We start from the raw sequence: 17,270 nt of genomic DNA, 5'->3' as shown, positions 1-17,270 counted from the left end.
TATCTTTTTCTTTATAGAGTTTTTGGAATTGCGGACAATAGTATTTTTTCCCCTTTAAAACTACCTGTAAGGCTTTTTGAATGTATTCTCCTGCGGAAGATTTGAATACCACTGCGTCAATGTCTGGATGCTTCAGTTTGTTGATAATCCAGATTTCCTCGTGCATGGTGCTGACAATAATCTTGGCTTCTGGAGATTTTTGTTTAATCTGGAGAATCAGTTCAAAGCCATCTATATCAGGTAAATCCAAATCTATGATATAGAGATGAAGTGAATGCAGAGCAATCAAGCTGCCCAATTGTGAGCCTGTTTGAGCAGTATAGATGTTTTCTATGCCCTCAGTCTGGAGGAGCAAGCTTTTTAAGCCTTCCAATACAAGGGGATGGTCGTCTACGATGGCTACATTCAAATTCATGCAATAGTTGTCTTTTTATTTGTTAACAAAAGTACGCAACCCTCTTGAGATAATGCCCACGGGAACCCGTAGTTTTTCTATGGGAAAAGTGGAATAATTATTTGTAGTTTTTGTGGCTCAAATAAAATGTGGCCTTTCATTGACATGACTCTTTCTTTCATGGTTTGTAGTCCTATTCCTTTTCCTGACATGGGACTGGCTTTTCCGTTGTGTGAAATGGTGAGTTTCAGATTAGGTAGCTCCCATTCCAGTGTGAGATGGATTTCCGTGGGGGAAGCATGTTTGAGCGCATTTCCCGTGGCTTCTTGTATGATGCGGTAGATGTTCAGGCAATAAGTTTCCGGAAGTACAGACCAGTCACATTCTTCGGGAAGGGTGGTCAGAGCTACTTGGCATTGTGCGGAGGCCATCCGTTCTGCATAATTCTGTAATACTTGTTTCAACGTCGTTGCTTGGAATGTCGGAGGGAGCAGTTCGTGGGATACACGTCGGATATTTTCCCGGCTGGCTCGCAGGAGTTCTTTCCATGATTCATTGAGTGAGGAGGCGTTCATTTCAAGTGCATACAGGTCGTTGCAGATGCCGTCGTGCAGTTCTTTGGCCAGACGATTACGTTCTTTTTCTAGCTCTTTCAGGTAAGTACGTGTGGCATTCCGTTCCGTATCGCGCTGTAAGGTCTCAAATTCACGCTTTTGCGCTTCCGCTTCTCTTTTCTGCCGTTCGATACGGAGCTTTTGTTTCTGAATAAAGTAGAGTGAAACGAAGGCCATTATGGCCATCAGAATTAGCAGAAACGTAATTTTCAGTTGCAGATTCTGCTTTTCCTTTTGACGCTTTTCCTGTAGTTTCTGGTATTCCAGTTCTTTTTTCTGGGTTTCGTATTTCACTGAAAGTTCTTCCAGCTGTCGGCTTTTTTCTTGCACGAACAAAGAGTCACTAAGTGTTTTGGCTAGTTCCAGTGTACGGTATGCTTGCGGAAAGTCAGATAGTTCCTTGTAGATAAGATGGAGGTTGTTATACACGTCATATTGCAGGAACGGATAATTCTCGATACCAGGTAGTTGCAGGATTTTTTGTGCGGTTTGTGTGGCTGCTTTCCATTCTTCCCGGGTTTGCTGTACATAAAAAAGTACCTGATAGTAATTGACAAGTGCCATGGTGGAACTGACCTTTGCTGCAAGTGCATTCGTTTGTTCTACCAGCCTTTTGATTTCTGAGGCAGAAGCCTGGGTACGGAACAGGGTCAGCAAGTAGTAAGTACGTGCGCCAAGTTCTGTTTCGGGCTGTTGCAGTTGCTGGGATAGGGCAATGGCTTTAGACAGATAGGTTTTGGCTGTCTCGTATTCCTTTTGAGTAATGAAAATGGAGGAGCAGACGTTATAAATCTGTGTGCGGAACAAATCATCCTGACATTTGTCAGCTTGCTTTACTGCATCTAAGGCATATTTTATAGCTTGTTCCGGATTTTTCATGTCCAGATAAAGAGTGGCCAGATTATTGTACAGCGTAACAATGGCTTGCCGGTTTTCTTCAGAATGCTCAGAAAGTAAGGGGGCATATTGCAGGGCTTTGTCGTAGGCGGCAATTGCTTCAGTGAGTTTGCCAGACGAACGCAGGTAGACTCCTTGTGAAGTGTAACAAGACATCATGGCGCAGGTATCCTTTTCAGTCATCGCAAGTTGGAGGGCTTGTTCGATGCTCCATAGGGCAGAATCAACCTTACCTGTCTGATAATAAGTATCGGCCATTTCTGTCAGTTTCTCTACATCCGGCTTGGGAGAAACGGAGAAAAGGAAGCTGGGAATACACCATAACAAAATGAAGATGCGGCTTTTCATAGGCGGGTGTTATTATGTGTGGCTTTTGCAATGTAACTAAAAAGTTTGGATTATTCTATAATTTTGTGTATTTTCATTTTGTTTTTTATGAATTGCTTAAAAATATGTGGTATGACGAAAGAAGAATTGATGCGTAAGGCTATTGAGTTGTCAGTGAAGAATGTAGCTGAAGGTGGCGGTCCTTTTGGTGCTGTCATTGCAAAGGACGGTGAGATTGTAGCTACGGGAGTGAACCGTGTGACGCCGGATTGCGACCCGACCGCCCATGCAGAAGTAAGTGCCATCCGTGCGGCAGCTAAGAAACTGGGTACATTCGACTTGAGCGGTTGTGAGATATATACTTCTTGTGAGCCATGTCCCATGTGCTTAGGTGCAATCTATTGGGCACATCTGGACCGCATGTATTATGGAAATAACAAGCACGATGCGGCAGCTATCGGCTTTGACGATGCCTTTATTTATGAGGAACTGGATTTGAAGCCGGCGGAAAGACGTCTGCCCTCAGAAGTTCTGTTGCCGGAAGAAGCTATTCAGGCTTTCCAGGACTGGACTGCCAAAACGGATAAGGTGGAATATTAAGATGGCCTGGAAATAAGGTGGTAATGCCCCGTTGTTTTTTATGTTTCCCGCAGCGGAACCGTACGTCTCTTATGTCGGAGACGTAGGGTTTTGCGGTGGGAAACTTATGGTTTCCGCAAGGGAAACCTGATAGGGATAAGTCTGGTTTCCGGAAAGGTGGGAATTGTTTTCTAATCCCTTTTTATTATCGTTGTTTCTGATTTAAGACTGTAGCAAATTCTCGCTCAAAATTAGGGGTGAAAATGTTTTTCCCTAAATTCTGCCGGATTTCATCCAGTGACCAGAAACGTCCTCCAGCCAGTTCTTCACTGGGCGAGATAGGGCCGTCGAATACGGTCTTGTGAGAAAATACCAGTTCTTTTTCCCGATTTGACTCAAACACGTAGTGTGTCAGCAGTTGAGGCGTAAAATCGGAAATGCCGAGTTCTTCTTTGGCTTCCCGTTTCAGTGCCATTTCCACACTTTCCCCTAAATCTACATGTCCTCCCACGGAGGTATCCCATTTCCCCGGTTGGATGTCTTTCCATTCCGGACGCTTTTGCAGATACAATTCTCCTTTGCTGTTGAATACATGCAAGTGAACCACCGGATGCAGCAGCTTGCTGCCGTTGTGGCATTCTCCTCGGGTAGCGGCACCTGTGATGTTTCCTTCTTCGTCTACGATGGGAAACATTTCTTCGTTATTGTCTGTCATTGTTTCTTCTGTTTGGGGTTAGGGAATGAGTAGAGATGAATCTCCGTAGCTCAGGAAGCGGAAATCATGCGCCAGCGCGTAATCGTAGATGGGACGCCAGTTTCCTTTCACAAAAGCAGAGACCAGTAACAACAGGGTGCTTTGCGGCTGGTGGAAGTTGGTGACCATTTTCTTGACGATATGGTAATTGTATCCCGGTGCAATGATAATCTGTGTACTGGTATGCAGGGCATCGAGCTGATTCCGGTCCATGTAGTCGAGTATCTGTTGCAGGGCTTCTGTGGTACTTAACTCCGGATGAGTTTCGTAGGGTTGCCATTGCTGTACGTGCAGTTCCTGCTGGCTGGCATCGGGGTGCTGTGACAAAGTGACACCGATGTAGTAAAGGCTCTCCAATGTACGGACAGAAGTGGTTCCTACTGCCACGGCTTCACCTCCATGTGCTAAGAGTTTCTCTATGGTTCCACGGTTTACGGAAATGTATTCCGTATGCATTTCGTGGCCTTCTATTTCTTCACTTTTCACCGGTTTGAAAGTGCCGGCTCCAACGTGTAGGGTGACTTCTTCCAAATCCACTCCTTTTTCTTTGAGAGCGTTCAATACGCGTTCCGTGAAATGCAGACCAGCTGTAGGGGCGGCTACGGAACCTTTTATCTTCGAGTAGACGGTTTGGTAAGTTTCCTTGTCGCTTTCTTGTGTCTCTCTGTTCAGGTAGGGAGGAATGGGCAGCTCACCGAAGAATTCCAGAATGTCGGCAAAGGTTACTTCCGGATTGTCCCAGGTGAAATCAATCCAATGGCTGGTGCCGTGACATTCTCCACGGGTAGCAGTTAGCGTCAGTGCCTTTCCCTTTACTGTCATTTCCTTGTGCAGAGGTCCTTCTTTCCATTTCTTCAGGTTGCCAATCATGCAGAGCCAGGCCGCATGCTGGGTTTGCTGGAAGTTGAGTACATAGTCGTTGGGCTTGATGGGCTCCAGACAGAAAATCTCAATCAGTGCACCGGTTTCCTTGCGGAAGTGCAGACGTGCCTGAATGACTTTCGTGTTGTTGAAAATCATGAGGGTACCGGGCTCCAGGTAGTCCGGAAGGGAGGTGAAATGTGTTTCACTGATTTGCCCGTGCTGATAAACCAGCAGCTTGGACTGGTCGCGGACTGGCAGCGGAAATTTAGCGATGCGTTCATCCGGCAGCGGATAGTTGTAGTCGCTAATCTTTATATGTTTTGTTTCTTCCATGTCGTTTATTTTTTTTGCAAAAGTACAACAAATAGCAGAATCCTCCTAACATAATAATTTTTTCGTGGACTTCCTTTTGCAGACTGCTGAATAATTTCCATATTCCGTGGAAAGTCGTTACATTTGTGAGTGTAATAAATTGAAGACAGATTATGAAAATAGGAGATAAAGTACGCTTCCTGAGTGAAGTAGGCGGTGGCATTGTCCGGGGATTTCAAGGAAAGGACATTGCTTTGGTGGAAGGAGAAGATGGTTTTGAAATTCCTATGCTGATTAGGGAGTGTGTGGTGATACAGACCGACGATTATAACATCCCGTTAAAATCTACAGCCAAGCCTTCTGCACCGGAAGTTGAAGAAGAAGAGGAGGAAGAGGAAAAGCCGATAACTTATCGGGCACCTGAAATCCGTGGAAATGACGTACTGAATGTGTTTCTGGCTTATGTGCCGCAGGATGTGAAGGCCATATCCTCTACTGCGTTTGATGCCTATCTGGTGAATGACAGTAACTATTTTATTGATTATTTGTATCTTTCGGCAGAAGGTAAGAGCTGGACCTTACGTAGCCGGGGAACGGTGAAACCGAACATGAAGATGCACCTGGAAGAGTTTGAAAAGAGTGCATTGAACGGCATGGAGCGCGTGGCCGTACAGCTTCTGGCTTACAAAGATGACCGTACCTTTTTACTGAAACAGGCGGTGAATCAGGAGTTGCGCATTGATACGGTGAAGTTCTACAAGTTGCATACTTTCCAGTCTTCCGACTTTTTTGAGGAACCGGCCTTGATTTATGAGATTGTCAAGGATGATGAAGCGGTAAAGCAGGTATATGTTTCGGCCGATGACATCAAGAATGCACTGTTGCAGAAGAACGTGCAGGACGTACCGGCAAAGTTGCAGAAAAAGCAGCATGTGGTAAAGAATGAAATTGTGGAGGTTGACCTGCATATCCATGAACTGCTGGATGACACTACCGGTATGGGAAATGCTGAAATGCTGAATTATCAGCTGGATGTGTTCCGCAAGACATTGGAGGAATACAAGCAGAAGAAAGGGCAGCGGATTGTGTTTATCCATGGCAAGGGAGACGGTGTATTGCGTCGGGCTATCTTGGATGAGCTAAAACGCAAATACAAGACTTATCAATGGCAGGATGCTTCTTTCCGTGAATATGGTTTTGGAGCTACAATGGTTACAATTCATTAAAAGATATGGGAACGTTAAAAGAAATGCTATTGGCCGACCGTTTTGCGGCTGAGGCAGGAGTGGAATTACTGGAAATCAGTCCGGGATATGCCAAGGCTCGGATGAAAGTGACTGAAAAGCATCTGAATGCTGGAGGAGTTTGTCAGGGCGGTGCGTTGTTTACTTTGGCAGATTTGGCGTTTGCGGCAGTGGCCAATAGCCGTGGACGTCTGACCTTGTCATTGAATGCCAATATCACTTTTCTGCGTGCTATCAGTGAAGGATATGTGTATGCGGAGGCCACTGAGACGTTTAATCATGGGAGGGTTCCTTTCATCGAAGTGCGTCTGGTGGATGAACAGCAGCAGCTGATTGCCGTACTGACCAGTTCCGGATACCGGAAAAGCGAAGAACTGGATATTGAGGAGTTGGAATAAATTTCAGTAAAAGAGAAAGTGTCAGACGGAGAATACGTATATTTGCTATGGTATTCTCCGTTTGTTTTATTTGTCAGATTTGTTCAAAAGCTTGATTTAGGTCGGCAAGCAAGTCTTCAATGTGTTCGGTTCCAATGGAAAGGCGGATGGTTGCTTGTGTAATACCTTGTTCTGCCAGTTCCTGATCATTGAGCTGGGAGTGCGTCGTACTGGCTGGATGGATAACCAGCGATTTGACATCGGCCACATTGGCCAGCAGGGAGAATATCTCCAGATGGTCGATAAAGTGATGCGCTTCTGTGCGTCCGCCCCGAATTTCAAACGTGAAAATGGAACCGGCTCCTTTGGGGAAATATTTTTGATAGAGTGCCGGTGAAGTGTGGGTCGGCAGAGACGGGTGGTTGACCTTTGCCACTTTGGGATGGTGTTGCAGGAAGTCTACAACTTTCAAGGCATTTTCTACGTGTCGTTCCACTCTGAGTGAGAGTGTTTCCAGCCCCTGTAGAAGGAGGAATGCATTAAACGGGCTGATAGCAGCTCCTGTATCGCGCAACAAAATAGCTCGTATTCGTGTGACATAAGCGGCAGGGCCTACCGCATCGGCAAAGCAAATTCCATGATAACATGGGTCGGGACTTGTCAGTTGGGGGAATTTACCGGAAGCTTTCCAGTCGAATTTACCAGAATCTACAATGATGCCTCCTAACGACGTGCCGTGTCCTCCGATAAACTTTGTGGCAGAATGTATGACGATGTCGGCGCCATGTTCGATGGGGCGCAGCAAGTAAGGAGTGGCAAATGTGTTGTCAATCAATAATGGAATCTGGTGGCGGTGGGCAATTTCGGCAATGCAGGCAATGTCAGCGAGTGTGCTGTTGGGATTTCCCAGACTTTCAATGAATACCGCTTTGGTATTGGGCTGGATGGCCTGCTCAAAGTTTTCCGGTTCTTCCGCGTCTACAAAAGTGGTGTGTATTCCACGGCTGGGGAAAGTATGTGCTAGCAGGTTGTAAGTTCCTCCGTAAATGGTACGGGCGGCTACTATGTGGTCGCCGGTATGAGTGATGTTTTCAAATGCATAACTGATGGCGGCTGCTCCGGAAGCTACGGCCAAGGCAGCTACTCCTCCTTCCAGGGCAGCTACCCGCTGTTCCAGTACACTTTGAGTGGGATTAGTCAGTCGGCCATAGATGTTTCCGCTGTCTTCTAGACTGAAACGGGCTGCTGCATGGGCTGAGTCATGAAAGACGTATGAAGTAGTCTGATAGATGGGGACTGCTCTGGCATCGGTTTTCGGATCGGGAGTTTCTTGTCCCACATGCAATTGAAGGGTTTCGAAATGTAGTTTAGTTTTTTCCATCGTTGTAAGTGTGTAAAAATGATTAAATGATATTGCAAAAGTAGTTTGTGTAGCTATATCATCCAATATTTGAGAAAAATATGGATAATTGTTCTGTGAAGTAGTTGTTTGAAAGAAAAAAATAGTAGATTTGCTGCCATAAAACAATTCATGATAGAATAATATTCTTATGACAGAAAAATTGGATAAAGTGGATTTGCAGATTCTCCGTACATTGCAGGAAAATGCCCGATTAACCACTAAGGAACTGGCAGCACAGGTTAGCTTGTCGTCTACTCCTGTGTTTGAACGGTTGAAAAGATTGGAGAGGGAGGGATATATCAAGAAGTATATTGCTGTGCTGGATGCTGACAAGTTGAATCAAGGATTCGTGGTATTCTGTAATGTCAAATTGCGTCGGATGAATAAAGATATAGCTATGGAATTTACCCGTATCATTCAGAATATTCCAGAAGTCACGGAGTGTTACAATATTTCCGGCAGTTACGATTACCTGCTGAAAATTCATGCACCGAACATGAAATATTATCAGGAGTTTATTATTAATGTGTTAGGAACAGTTGACAGCTTGGGTTCGTTGGAGAGTATGTTTGTCATGGATGAAGTGAAACATGATTATGGACTGCACATATAAAGATGAAAAAATCCCTTTCTATGTATTTATTCTATAAACAGAGTAAAACATAGAATATTATTCCAATTCTATTTGCCTTTAACAGGGAAAACAGTCCGTTTTTTCTAAATATCTTCCTGTTGTTGGCGGATAGCACTTTTGCTTGTATCTTTGTCACCAAATTATACAAATGCACTATGAAAGTAATAGATTTGATAAAGAATAGTAAGGAACCCGTGTTTTCCTTTGAGATTTTGCCACCGTTAAAGGGAAACAGTATACAAAAAGTATATCACATCATTGACAAGTTGAGGGAGTTTGACCCCAAATACATCAACATCACTTCACATCACAGTGAGATAGTGTATTTGCCGCAGCCTGATGGAAACCTGAAGAAGACTACGGTACGCAAGCGTCCCGGAACGGTGGCCATCGCCGCAGCCATTCAGAATAAATATGGTATTCAGGCAGTGCCTCATATCATCTGCAAGGGATTTACAAAAGAGGAAACGGAATATGCCTTGCTCGATTTGAATTTTTTGGGTATTAACAATTTGTTGCTGCTGAGAGGAGACTCCAAGCCGCTGGATATTGCAGAAAAAGATTTGTGCCTTTACCATGAGCATGCCACCGATTTGCAGGAACAGGTGAATCGTTTTAATCAGGGCATTGGACTGGATGGCTCCAAGATAGAAGGAATTGAAACTCCTTTCTCTTATGGGATGGCTTGTTATCCGGAAAAGCATGAAGAAGCTCCCAATATGGAGTCCGATTTGTTCTACTTGAAAGAAAAGGTGCGTAACGGGGCCGATTATGTGGTAACACAGATGTTTTTCGACAACGAGAAATATTATGCTTTCGTAGAACGCTGCCGTCAGGAAGGTATTGAGGTACCCATCATCCCGGGTATCAAACCTGTGGTATTTAAGAATCAGTTGAACGTATTGCCTAAAGTGTTCCGCACGGACATTCCTGAAGCCTTTGCTTCTGAACTTCGTAAATGTACGACTGATGAAGAAGTGAAAGCTGTAGGAGTGGAATGGTGCAAGGCACAGTGTAAGGATTTGCTGGCACACGGAGTTCCGGGCCTGCATTTTTACACATTCATGGCATCCGACAGTGTATATAAGGTAGCCAAAGAGGTGTATTAACCTCTTTGACTTTTTACATCGCAATCCTTCTTAACCGGATACGCAGGTTGAACAATTCGGCATCTGTGTGCGGGGAAGAGGGATTGTGTGGTTTTATAGTGAGACTATGTTCTTTTCCGTTCACCGCATCCGGTATGATGAAATCCTGACGGTAGGCTTTCTGTTCTTCGGCAGGACGCAACAGATAAGTAGCTTCGTCTTCAAAACGGTTGTAGCTGCGGAGGATTACCTGATTCTTTCCTTTCTTGAGTGGAAGAACCACTTTTTCCGTACGGAACTTCGTGCGATACGGATTCAGATGCTTGGCTATCAGTCTGCCGTTCAGGTAGACCTCCATTCCATTTCCGGCACCAATTTCAGCCAGAATATGCTGTGAACGCGGGGAATCTATTTCTCGCATCACATAATAGCTGGATAGAATCGGGCAGGAAACCTTGTTACTGTCTTTATCTGTTTTGGTCCATGATTTACCAGATACAGGTGCATGTTGTAAGTCTGCGTCCAGTTTCTCTGCTGAATGGAACACTCCGTTGCCGGGACCACATACGTAGGTTTCTCCCCAGGTGGTACCTGAAGAAGCCGTTTCTTTTATCTCTTTTCCTTTATCCAGTGTTACGGAGTAGGTCTTTCCATCCAATATCAGGTCTATTTCTCTTCCTGCCTCTTGTGAAGTATAGATAATTTCCAGTTGTTTCAACAGAAGTTGTTCGAAATTCCAGCTGTAGCCCGTAATGCTACGGTAGTTCGTATAGTAGTCAAAGCAGGAATAGCTGTATTGTGGTGTAGCGTTACGAGGAGTAAGTACCGCATTTCTGATTGTCTTTCCAGGAAATGGTTCTATCTTTTTATCGAATGAAAGAGTCAACACGTGTATTTGTTTGTCCTTATAGGCTGAGGCTGGAATTGTCAGCACCACGTTTTCACCATATTGCAGATAAGTAGCCATTTTGCCATCTCCTTTTTGTAATGCATATCCCGGCATTGGTAAAGTGATTTTTCCATCTGTAGGATATTTCCCGGAGAGAAATAAATACAGATGATTGTCTTTGCGCGTCACTTCTCCCCAGGTAAATTCTTTTTGGAAAGGAGATGCTTCTGTTTGATATACGGCATAACCATAACGGGAAAGCCAGTCGCCTACCTGCTCCAGCACTTCTTTCTCAAAATCTACTACCGCTCCGTTTCCCTTCGGACCGATGTTCAGCAGGTAATTACCTCCTCTTGAAACCACATTGATCAGGCTCCGTGTCTTTTCGCGTACTTTGCTTTCTACGCTTCTTCGGTCTTGCCATTCTCTGTATCCCCAGGTCTCATCGAACATAGATGCAGCACTCTGCCAGGGAGCATGAAGGGTTTTATCCGGGTAATCATTGTCGGCCATTACGCAGAAATCATACTGGTCGTTGCCCAGACGTCCGCTGACCATGCAGTCGGGCTGGTATTGGTGTACCAGCTCATAAAGTTCTTTGCTTTGTGCCGGAGTATTTGCTCCCATGTCAAACCAGAGTTCAGAAATCTTTCCATAATTGGTAAGGAGCTCCTTCAGTTGGGCTTTTGAAAAGGCATGGTGTGCTTCTGTGATGAAGTCGGCATTATGGGGTGACATGGGCGATGCATACGGATAGTGCCAGTCGATAAGCGAATAGTACAATCCGAACCGTAGTCCATGACGCTGGGATGCTTCAGACATTTCTTTTACGAAATCTCGTTTGCATGGAGTCGCATCGTATGAGTTGAAGGAGGTAGTAGCTGTTTTGAACAGGCAGAAACCATCATGATGTTTGCTGGTCAGGATAATGGAATGCATTCCCGCTTTTTTGGCCAGTACGGCAATGGAGTCAGCATTAAACTGTGTCGGATTAAACTGGCCGGCAATTTTTTCGTAGTCTTTCTTGGAAATTGGGGCAAAAGCCTGAATCTGTTCACTGTATCCATTCTGTACATGTTTACCCTGCCATACCCCGCCTAATTGTGAGTAAAGTCCGAAGTGGATAAACATGGAATATTTGTCTCCGTGCCATTGGCGGAAGGCTTCTTGAGATACTTGGCCTTTTGCTCCCAGGCCTATCACACACATCAATAGAATGATAAACAGTTTTTTCATGGCTTCTTATTTATGCTCTTTAAGAGCAAAGATAACGAGTTCTTTGTTTTTATACCGCTTTTTTATGTAATTTTGCAGCCGATTTTAAAAACCATTAAAAGTACGTTAAATTCAAATGAAAAAATTATTTCTTTTTGCGTTTATTCTTCTTTCTGTATGCGCAGGAAAAGTGATGGCTCAGAACATCCAGTTGCATTATGACTTAGGTCGTGCCTTGTATAAGTCATTGGATGAACGTCCATGGGTGACTACTACAGTTGAGATGTTCAAGGTGGATAAGTGGGGTAGCACCTATTTCTTTGTCGATATGGATTATACTGACAAGGGAGTGGCCTCAGCTTATTGGGAAATCAGCCGTGAACTGAAATTCTGGAAGGCGCCTGTTTCTGCACATGTAGAATACAACGGAGGTTTGAATTATATCAACAATGCCTTCCTGGGAGGTGCTACCTACTCATGGAACAGCAGTGATTTTTCTAAGGTATTCGGCGTACAGGTACTGTATAAATATATTCAGAAGAATGAGAAACCACATAATTTCCAGTTGACAGGTACGTGGACACTGAATTTCTGCAAAGAAAAATTTACTTTCAGCGGATTTGCAGATTTTTGGCGTGAGAAACACAAGGATGCTGAGGGAAACAACCATGACTTTGTGTTCATCAGCGAACCGCAATTCTGGGTAAACTTGAATAAATTCAAGCATGTAAACAAAGACTTGAACCTGAGTGTAGGTACAGAATGGGAATTGAGTACGGACTTTGCCGATCGTAATGGATTCTATTTCATTCCGACGCTGGCCATGAAGTGGTCTTTCTAAACCGATTGAATCATTTAAAGCGATTATAAGATGAAAATGCTGGAAAAATTATTCGGTTTTAATCCTCGTGAAACACGTGTCCGTACGGAAATCTTAGCCGGAATCACGACCTTCTTGACCATGGCTTATATTTTGGCAGTTAATCCTAATATTCTGGCTGCCACGGGTATGGATAAGGGTGCTCTTTTCACGACAACAGTCATTGCTTCGGCTTTTGCTACGTTGCTGATGGCCTTTTATGCGAAATTGCCTTTCGGACTGGCGCCAGGAATGGGCCTGAATGCGTTTTTTGCCTATACGGTTTGTCTCACTTTGGGATATACCTGGCAGTTTGCTTTGACGGCTGTACTTCTGGAAGGGCTCATATTCATTTTGCTGACGGTAACCAATTTGCGTGAAAAGATTGTAGATGCGCTGCCCTTGAGCCTTCGTAATGCTATTGGTGCAGGTATCGGTTTGTTCATTGCATTCATCGGTTTGCAGAATGCCGGTATCATTGTGAATAACGATGCGACCTTGATTTCATTGGGAGATATTACTTCCGGTTCGGCCTTGCTGGGAATCATCGGCCTTTTGGTTACTTCCATCTTGCTGGTGAAGAAAGTGCGTGGAGCCTTGCTGATAGGAATCTTGCTGACTACTGTTATAGGTATTCCTATGGGATTGACGCATCTGGATGGTGTGTTGAGTACTCCTCCTTCCATTGAACCCATTTTCTTTCAGTTCCAGTGGGAGCATATCTTTACAAAGGAAATGCTGATTGTGGTATTTACTTTCCTGTTTGTAGATATGTTTGATACTATTGGAACGCTGGTAGGGGTGACTACAAAAGCAGGAATGGTGACAAAAGATGGAAAGATTCCTCACTTGAAGCAGGCTTTTTTAGTGGATGCTATCGGAACAACGGCTGGTGCCATCCTGGGTACCAGTACCATTACGACCTTTGTGGAAAGTGCTTCCGGCGTGGGCGAAGGCGGACGTAGCGGACTGACTTCCTTTGTTACGGCAATCTGCTTCCTTCTGTCGTTGTTCTTGGCTCCGTTCTTTTTGGCAGTACCGGGTGCAGCTACGGCTCCCGTATTGATTCTGGTAGGTCTGATGATGATGTCTTCTGTGAAGAAAGTGGATTTTTTGGATTACTCAGAAGCTATTCCGGCATTTATCTGTATCATTTTCATGCCTTTGGCTTACAGTATTTCCGATGGTATTGTGTTGGGAATGATTAGTTACGTATTGATAAATTTGTTGTGCGGATATACCAGGAAGCTTACACCGGCCATGTATATTCTGGCCTTTATCTTTGTCTTTAAGTTCTTCCTGTAAGCTTTTGCGTTATATTGGAAATTGTTGCGGAAATGCCTGAGCAATCACTGTGGACATTTCCGCTTTTTTATACCGTTTCCGGACACTTTCTTGAAAGGTTTTTCCCTCCCTGAAGGACTGTTTCTCCTTATCTTTCAAAACGCCCTTGCGTTCAATCCCAAATGTAGTTGCGTTTAGAATCAAACGTCCTTGCGTTTTACTTCAAATGCACTTGTGTTTGAGGTGTAACGCCCTTGCGTTTTTCTTGCCTGTTTTTTATGCAGAAAATAAGAACAATTTTCTTTACTTTGAATGAAAGATATACCTTTGTGAAAGTTATATCTTTTAAATGTTCAATTTTTAATAAGTAACGACATGAATGATTCTTTTTTGGAAACACGACAGGTCATAAAACGTTATGCAGGCCATACAGCTCTGGATGGAGTAAGCATCACAGTGCCTGAAGGACAGGTGTTTGGTTTGCTGGGACCCAATGGGGCAGGAAAGACCACATTGATTCGTATTATCAACCGTATTACAGCCCCCGATGCCGGAGAAGTGTGGTTTGACGGACGGCTTTCACGTCCGGAAGATATTTATTCCATTGGCTATCTTCCCGAGGAGCGTGGACTTTATAAGAAAATGAAAGTAGGTGAGCAAGCTATCTATCTGGCACAGTTGAAAGGGTTAAGCCGTCAAGAGGCTAAGAGAAGGCTTACCGACTGGTTTGAACGCTTTGAAATCATGCCTTGGTGGAACAAGAAGCTGGAGGAGCTTTCCAAAGGTATGCAGCAGAAAGTGCAGTTTGTCATTACGGTGTTGCATCGTCCTCGTCTGCTGATTTTCGACGAACCATTCTCAGGCTTCGACCCGGTAAACGCGGAACTGCTGAAAAGGGAAATCCTGAAATTGAAGGATGAAGGACATACCATTATATTCTCTACTCATAACATGGCTTCTGTGGAGGAAATCTGCGACCATATTGCACTGATCAACCATTCGAAGGTGGTATTACAAGGAGCAGTGAAGGATATTCGTTCACGTTATAAAAGCAATCAGTATGAACTGACGATGCAGGCTTCGAAGCTTTTGCAGAATTCGGACGCATTTGAAATCGTCAGCAGTGAGGTGCAAGATGAGCAGACGGTAAACTATAAATTGCGTAAGCTCACTTCTATTACCAATTCTGAGTTATTGTCACTTGTGGGTGCACAGGGCGAAATTTGTAAGTTTACTGAATGTATCCCTTCCATGAACGATATTTTTATCCGTACGGTAGAGGGGAAAATCTAATCAAAAAATCTTTCAGCTATGAACAAGACAGGAATTATTATTCAGCGTGAATTCATAAATCGGGTAAGCAAAAAGTCGTTTATCCTGCTTACCATATTGATGCCGTTCATTTTTGCGGCACTTATTTTTGTCCCATTGTGGTTGTCTACGGTCAAGGGCGGAGACCAGAAACAGGTAGCCGTCATTGATGCTACCATGAAATACCTTCCTCAGTTTAAAGACGATGAATCCTGGCATTTTGTGGGAGTCCCTCAGATGGAAGCTTCTTTTCGGAGTGACTCTACACAGTTTGATGCCGTGGTCGAAATCAAGGCCGACCTGGCTGAACATCCGGAGGCCGTAACGATTTATTCGCGGAAAGAAGTTCCGAACAGTCTTTCGCGTCTGGTGAGTGAGACGCTTGACGAGCAGGTGCGTCAGGACAAGTTGTTGCGTTACGACATTCCGCAGTTGCCTTCCATCATGCAGGATGTGAACCGTAAACTGAATATCCGTACGGTAAAATGGGGAGAGGACGGGAGCGAAAGCGAATCTAATGCAGGAGCAGCTATGGCTGCCGGTATGGTGCTGACTTTTCTGATTTACATGTTTGTGATGTCATACGGAGGTATGGTGATGCAAAGTGTGATGGAAGAAAAGACCAACCGTATTGTAGAAGTCATCGTTTCCTCTGTCAAGCCCTTTCAGTTGATGATTGGAAAAATTATCGGTATCGGACTGGTCGGTGTGGCACAGCTAGCTATCTGGGCGGTGTTGATTATAGTATTGTTGGCTGTAGCCGGAGGAATTTCCGGTACTTCTCCTGAACTGATGGGAGGAGCATCTGGTTTGCTGGCCACCCTTCAGGGATTGAATCTGGCCAAAATGGGAGGACTCTTTATATTGAACTTTATCGGAGGATATCTGGTATATGCTTCCATATTTGCGGCTATCGGTGCGGCCATCAACGGGCAGGAAGATTCTCAGCAGTTTATGATGCCGATTATCCTTCTGTTGATTTTTGCGCTCTATGCCGGAATTTATAGTGGTGACAATCCGGACGGGCCGCTGGCTATCTGGTGCTCCATGATTCCGTTTACTTCACCTATTGTCATGATGGTGCGTCTGCCTTTCGATGTTCCGGTGTGGGAAACGATGTTGTCTGTAGTTATTCTGTACGTTGCCGCTTTCGGCATGATTTGGATAGCCGGAAAGATTTATCGGGTAGGTATCCTGATGTATGGAAAGAAACCTTCTTTCAAGGAAATGATTCGCTGGATTACATATAAGTAAAGGTATTCTGTTGAATCTTTTAAAATAGAAATGGCAGGTGTGAAAGGAAACTTTAATCATTTACGCCTGCCATTTTTATGTTTTTTGTTTCAATCATAAATGATATATGAGAGATAATTGGGGGCTGGTCATAAAAATCCCCAGTTTGGAGCGTTTTTCGAACATTTTGCTTGAGATTTCAATCTTTTCATCGAGGTGCTTGAAAATATAATATTCTACAGAGATTGATATTTTCACACCCAAATGTGTGTGGAATTTATACTCCACACCTATGTTTGAGTTTATACCAAGTCCTGATTTAGGAACTGAATATTTTTGGTTGCTATTTATAGTACCTTTGTTTAAATAATGCGCGTATCCAATGCCTAAATCGAGGTAGCTAATCATTCCTTTTAATAGTTGCGCCTCATGAACAGACGAAAATTGTGGAGCAAGATAGAAGATTTGGATATTTTCATGTAAGGATGAATTTTGTGCACTTTCCGGAAATGAGAGTCCATGCATATAGTGTTTAAAGGCAAGCCCATAGCCTATATATTTATGGTATTTCAAAAAATCTATACCATATTGAAATCCGCGACTACTTTTTTTAGGATTGCTGTACCATAAAGATTCTCCTGTTCCTTCTTGATTGGTAGAGGCTATACCAAAATTAAAACGGATAGAAATGTCTTTTTGAGGAATTTGATTGTTCTCATCCATTTTCTTTGCACGCGTGGGCAGGCAAAATAAAAGGCACAATAAAATGGCGATTGTTCTCATGATTACAAGGCTTGTAGGCTTTATTTGCAAATATATAAAAAATAACACTTTATTTTCTGATATGGATATTTAACTTATCAAATCTTTTAGAGAGAACGTTTTTGATAGTAGTATAGGCAGCTGTGTATAAAAAAAGTAAGTCCCGAACATAAAGTCCGGGACTTACTTTTTTATGGGAAATTTTTTATTCCTCTTCTGCTTCTAACAACA

The 17,270-nt window shown here is 43.8% G+C and carries 16 protein-coding genes; 9 read left to right on the top strand and 7 right to left on the bottom strand.

From position 1 onward, the window contains the following. Both ACMJ0U_RS09220 and ACMJ0U_RS09215 read right to left on the bottom strand, forming a co-directional pair. Positions 1 to 415 (bottom strand): response regulator (locus tag ACMJ0U_RS09220; protein ID WP_417129672.1); only part of this gene is annotated, 415 nt, incomplete at its 3' end. A 77-nt stretch (positions 416 to 492) separates the two neighbouring features. Continuing rightward, positions 493 to 2,253, bottom strand: a complete 1,761-nt coding sequence (locus ACMJ0U_RS09215; RefSeq protein WP_417129671.1) for a tetratricopeptide repeat protein — start codon at positions 2,251 to 2,253, stop codon at positions 493 to 495. A 111-nt stretch (positions 2,254 to 2,364) separates the two neighbouring features. Here ACMJ0U_RS09215 and ACMJ0U_RS09210 point away from each other — a divergent pair, with 111 nt between their 5' ends. Beyond that, entirely contained in the window at positions 2,365 to 2,832 is a 468-nt protein-coding gene (locus tag ACMJ0U_RS09210) for a nucleoside deaminase (RefSeq protein ID WP_417129670.1), read from the top strand. A gap of 184 nt (positions 2,833 to 3,016) precedes the next feature. Here ACMJ0U_RS09210 and ACMJ0U_RS09205 read toward each other — a convergent pair whose 3' ends face one another. Together ACMJ0U_RS09205 and ACMJ0U_RS09200 are read right to left on the bottom strand one after the other, a co-directional pair. Beyond that, positions 3,017 to 3,526, bottom strand: coding sequence for an NUDIX hydrolase (locus tag ACMJ0U_RS09205; RefSeq protein ID WP_417129669.1), 510 nt, complete (start codon positions 3,524 to 3,526; stop codon positions 3,017 to 3,019). An 18-nt stretch (positions 3,527 to 3,544) separates the two neighbouring features. Next, positions 3,545 to 4,762, bottom strand: a complete 1,218-nt coding sequence (locus ACMJ0U_RS09200; protein ID WP_417129668.1) for an S-adenosylmethionine:tRNA ribosyltransferase-isomerase — start codon at positions 4,760 to 4,762, stop codon at positions 3,545 to 3,547. A 152-nt stretch (positions 4,763 to 4,914) separates the two neighbouring features. Between ACMJ0U_RS09200 and ACMJ0U_RS09195 the strand changes: the two genes are divergently transcribed. Then, complete coding sequence (locus tag ACMJ0U_RS09195; protein WP_179138654.1) at positions 4,915 to 5,967, top strand: DUF2027 domain-containing protein; 1,053 nt, start codon at positions 4,915 to 4,917, stop codon at positions 5,965 to 5,967. Positions 5,968 to 5,972: 5 nt separating this feature from the next. Continuing rightward, a complete protein-coding gene (locus ACMJ0U_RS09190; RefSeq protein ID WP_417129667.1) occupies positions 5,973 to 6,383 on the top strand; it encodes a PaaI family thioesterase in 411 nt (136 codons plus the stop codon). 73 nt (positions 6,384 to 6,456) lie between these two features. Here ACMJ0U_RS09190 and ACMJ0U_RS09185 read toward each other — a convergent pair whose 3' ends face one another. Next, entirely contained in the window at positions 6,457 to 7,743 is a 1,287-nt protein-coding gene (locus tag ACMJ0U_RS09185; protein WP_417129666.1) for an O-acetylhomoserine aminocarboxypropyltransferase/cysteine synthase family protein, read from the bottom strand. Between the two features lie 169 nt (positions 7,744 to 7,912). On the opposite strand from ACMJ0U_RS09185, the gene ACMJ0U_RS09180 reads away from it, so the two are divergent. Both ACMJ0U_RS09180 and metF read left to right on the top strand, forming a co-directional pair. Then, positions 7,913 to 8,377 (top strand): Lrp/AsnC family transcriptional regulator, encoded by a 465-nt coding sequence (locus tag ACMJ0U_RS09180; protein WP_417129665.1) that lies wholly within the window; start codon positions 7,913 to 7,915, stop codon positions 8,375 to 8,377. A gap of 176 nt (positions 8,378 to 8,553) precedes the next feature. Continuing rightward, on the top strand, positions 8,554 to 9,507 hold the full coding sequence (gene metF / locus ACMJ0U_RS09175) for a methylenetetrahydrofolate reductase [NAD(P)H] (RefSeq protein WP_007562029.1): 954 nt from the start codon (positions 8,554 to 8,556) through the stop codon (positions 9,505 to 9,507). Positions 9,508 to 9,520: 13 nt separating this feature from the next. On the opposite strand, the gene ACMJ0U_RS09170 is transcribed toward metF, so the two are convergent. Then, a complete protein-coding gene (locus ACMJ0U_RS09170) occupies positions 9,521 to 11,611 on the bottom strand; it encodes an alpha-L-fucosidase (protein WP_417129664.1) in 2,091 nt (696 codons plus the stop codon). A 115-nt stretch (positions 11,612 to 11,726) separates the two neighbouring features. On the opposite strand from ACMJ0U_RS09170, the gene ACMJ0U_RS09165 reads away from it, so the two are divergent. The 4 genes from ACMJ0U_RS09165 (at position 11,727) to ACMJ0U_RS09150 (ending at position 16,298) form a co-directional block, all read left to right on the top strand. Further along, on the top strand, positions 11,727 to 12,431 hold the full coding sequence (locus ACMJ0U_RS09165) for a DUF5020 family protein (protein ID WP_417129663.1): 705 nt from the start codon (positions 11,727 to 11,729) through the stop codon (positions 12,429 to 12,431). Between the two features lie 36 nt (positions 12,432 to 12,467). Further along, positions 12,468 to 13,754, top strand: coding sequence for an NCS2 family permease (locus ACMJ0U_RS09160; RefSeq protein WP_417129673.1), 1,287 nt, complete (start codon positions 12,468 to 12,470; stop codon positions 13,752 to 13,754). A 354-nt stretch (positions 13,755 to 14,108) separates the two neighbouring features. Further along, on the top strand, positions 14,109 to 15,026 hold the full coding sequence (locus tag ACMJ0U_RS09155; protein WP_417129662.1) for an ABC transporter ATP-binding protein: 918 nt from the start codon (positions 14,109 to 14,111) through the stop codon (positions 15,024 to 15,026). Positions 15,027 to 15,044: 18 nt separating this feature from the next. Then, complete coding sequence (locus tag ACMJ0U_RS09150; protein ID WP_417129661.1) at positions 15,045 to 16,298, top strand: ABC transporter permease; 1,254 nt, start codon at positions 15,045 to 15,047, stop codon at positions 16,296 to 16,298. A 93-nt stretch (positions 16,299 to 16,391) separates the two neighbouring features. Here the strand turns inward: ACMJ0U_RS09150 and ACMJ0U_RS09145 are convergent, their stop codons facing one another. After that, positions 16,392 to 17,060 carry a hypothetical protein gene (locus tag ACMJ0U_RS09145; protein ID WP_417129660.1) on the bottom strand — a complete coding sequence of 223 codons (669 nt, stop codon included), beginning with the start codon at positions 17,058 to 17,060 and terminating at the stop codon, positions 16,392 to 16,394. Positions 17,061 to 17,270 lie beyond the last annotated feature (210 nt).

The organism is Phocaeicola sp., from assembly GCF_048170425.1.
Classification (GTDB): Bacteria; Bacteroidota; Bacteroidia; order Bacteroidales; family Bacteroidaceae; genus Phocaeicola.
The sequence above is the reverse complement of the archived record's forward strand: the minus strand, read 5'-3'. Positions and strand labels throughout refer to the sequence as shown.